Source organism: Mycobacterium sp. TH-M11, assembly GCF_057473725.1.
In genome coordinates this window covers 1-2,966 of the sequence record NZ_JBYCLD010000400.1, presented here as the reverse complement: position 1 = coordinate 2,966, position 2,966 = coordinate 1, and the positions used below count along the sequence as shown (strand labels likewise).

General features: G+C 65.9%; 3 protein-coding genes. All 3 read left to right on the top strand.

What is annotated here, in order from left to right; translation table 11 throughout:
• The first annotated feature begins 17 nt into the window (after positions 1-17).
• The 3 genes from AC2VOG_RS15970 (at position 18) to regX (ending at position 2,807) form a co-directional block, all read left to right on the top strand.
• Positions 18-770 carry a phosphoglyceromutase gene (locus AC2VOG_RS15970; protein WP_486940848.1) on the top strand — a complete coding sequence of 251 codons (753 nt, stop codon included), beginning with the start codon at positions 18-20 and terminating at the stop codon, positions 768-770.
• Between the two features lie 130 nt (positions 771-900).
• Positions 901-2,127: a sensor histidine kinase gene (locus AC2VOG_RS15965; protein WP_486940847.1), complete on the top strand. Its 1,227-nt coding sequence runs from the start codon at positions 901-903 to the stop codon at positions 2,125-2,127.
• The gene (regX, locus tag AC2VOG_RS15960; protein WP_486940846.1) at positions 2,124-2,807 is read left to right on the top strand and encodes a two-component sensory transduction protein RegX; all 684 of its coding nucleotides are present in this window, start codon (positions 2,124-2,126) and stop codon (positions 2,805-2,807) included. Before AC2VOG_RS15965 ends, regX begins: the two co-directional genes overlap by 4 nt.
• Positions 2,808-2,966: the final 159 nt, after the last annotated feature.

Below are 2,966 nucleotides of genomic sequence, written 5' to 3'. Positions count from 1 at the left end.
GTGAAATACTTGTCGCCATGGGAGCCGCTGCTGCAACGCTGGTCCTGCTCCGCCACGGCGAGAGCGAATGGAACGCCAGTAATCAATTCACCGGCTGGGTGGACGTCGACCTGACCGATAAGGGCCGCCGCGAGGCGGTCCGGGGCGGCACGCTGCTCGCCGAACACGACCTGCTGCCCGACGTGCTCTACACGTCGCTGCTGCGCCGCGCGATCACCACCGCGCATATGGCGCTGGACACCGCCGACCGGCTGTGGATCCCGGTGCACCGCACCTGGCGACTCAACGAACGGCATTACGGCGCCCTGCAGGGCCTGGACAAGGCCGAGATCAGGGAGCGCTACGGCGACGAGCAGTTCATGACCTGGCGGCGCAGCTACGACACTCCACCGCCGCCCATCGAGAAGGGCAGCCGGTACAGCCAGGACGCCGATCCCCGCTACATCGACATCGGCGGCGGCCCGCTGACCGAATGCCTTGCCGACGTGGTGGCCCGCTTCCTGCCCTACTTCACCGATGTGATCATCCCTGACCTGCGGGTCGGCAAAACAGTGCTGATCGTGGCGCACGGCAACTCGCTGCGCGCCCTGGTGAAGTACCTCGACGGCATGTCCGAGGAGGACGTAACCGGTCTGAACATCCCGACCGGAATTCCGTTGCGCTACGACTTGGACGCCGATATGCGCCCGTTGGTGGCCGGTGGCAGCTACCTGGACCCGGACGCTGCGGCGGCCGGCGCGGCGGCGGTGGCCAGCCAGGGCGCCAAGTAAGTGGCATTTGCCAGCAACTGGGCAAACGCCGGGTGAACGGCCACCGAACACCTGTCTCGCGGCGTGTGACATGACCGATTTTGGCCTTGTGCTGCTGGGTTGGCGTTCACCGAATTTGTAAGCTTTTCACGTGACCGTGTTCTCGGCCCTGTCACTGGCCGGGGTGTTGTTCGTTACGGCCCTGGCCGTGGGAGTCACCGTCGGCGCCCGCTGGGCGCCGCGGGCGATCGAGCGACGGCAACGCGTGGCGGTCGAAGCGGCCGGAATCACCGTCGCGCAAATGCTGGAACGCATCGTCGCGCTGATGCCTTTGGGTGCCGCCGTTGTCGACGGGCACCGCGACGTGGTCTACCACAACGGGCGGGCCAAAGAGCTGGGTCTGGTCCGCGAGCGTCAACTCGACGGCGAAGCCTGGAATGCGGCCCGCAAGACGTTGGCCGATGGCTCCGACGTCGAATTCGACCTGCTGCCGGGCAAACGGCAGGCGCCGGGCCGGTCGGGTCTCTCGGTGCACGGCCAGGCGCGGCTGCTCAGCGAGGAGGATCGCCGCTTCGCCGTGGTCTTCGTCTACGACCACTCCGAATACGCACGCATGGAGGCCACCCGCCGTGACTTCGTGGCCAACGTCAGCCACGAACTCAAGACGCCGGTCGGTGCGATGTCGGTGCTCGCCGAGGCGTTGCTGTCCTCTGCCGATGACCCGGAGACGGTTCGCCGGTTCGGCGAGAAGGTGCTCGTCGAGGCCACCCGGCTGGGCAGCATGGTCAGCGAGCTGATCGAGCTGTCGCGGCTGCAGGGCGCTGAAGCCATGCCCGACATGGGTGCTGTTGACGTCGATTCCGTTGTCTCCGAAGCAATTTCAAGACACAAGGTGCCCGCCGACAACGCCGACATCACCGTGCGCACCGACGACGCCAGCGGACTGCGGATGCACGGCGAACAGGCCCTGCTGGTCACCGCGCTGGCCAACCTGGTCTCCAACGCGATCGCGTATTCACCCCGCGGTTCGCTGGTGTCGATCAGTCGCCGACGCCGCGGCGACAACATCGAGATCGCCGTCACCGACCGCGGAATCGGCATCGACCGCAAAGACCAGGAGCGTGTCTTCGAGCGTTTCTTTCGCGCCGATAAAGCCCGCTCCCGAGCCACCGGCGGTACCGGGCTCGGCCTGGCGATCGTCAAGCACGTCGCCGCCAACCACGGCGGCAGCATCGGGCTGTGGAGCCAGCTGGGCACCGGGTCGACGTTCACGTTGTCGATTCCGGCCTACACCGGCGAACCCGAACCCGCCGACCCGTCATCCGAGCGCGAGTCGCGTCCGATGAAGTCCCTACGAGAGGAAGAACTACACCGATGACCAGTGTGCTGATCGTGGAGGACGAAGAGTCGTTGGCCGACCCGCTGGCGTTTCTGCTGCGCAAGGAGGGCTTCGAGGCCACCGTAGTGACCGACGGTCAGAGTGCGTTGGCCGAATTCGACCGGTCCGGCGCCGACATCGTGTTACTCGACCTGATGTTGCCGGGTATGTCAGGCACCGATGTGTGCAAGCAACTGCGGTCACGCTCCAGCGTGCCGGTGATCATGGTGACCGCGCGTGACAGCGAGATCGACAAGGTCGTCGGGCTCGAGTTGGGCGCCGATGACTATGTCACCAAGCCGTATTCGGCACGCGAGCTGATCGCGCGGATCCGGGCGGTGTTGCGCCGCGGCGGCGACGACGACTCCGAGGTCACCGACGGTGTGCTGGAATCCGGCCCGGTGCGGATGGATGTCGAACGCCATGTCGTGTCGGTCAATGGTGAATCAATCACGTTGCCGCTCAAGGAATTCGACCTACTCGAGTACCTGATGCGCAACAGCGGCCGGGTGTTGACCCGCGGACAATTGATCGACCGGGTGTGGGGCGCCGACTACGTCGGTGATACCAAGACCCTCGATGTGCACGTCAAGCGGTTGCGTTCCAAGATCGAGTCTGACCCGGCCAACCCGATCCACCTGGTGACGGTGCGCGGGCTCGGTTACAAGCTCGAAGGCTGACGCGCGCTGCCGCCTGCGTCGGCGCCAGGGGATGTTGACATTGCGAGACAGTCAGTACACGACTGGGGGCCGCGCTGCTGCTGGCGGCCCGACTCAAGACGCCGAGCAAGCCGCTGTTCCTCACGCGGCAAGGCGCACGGGGCGTGTTCGGCAAATATC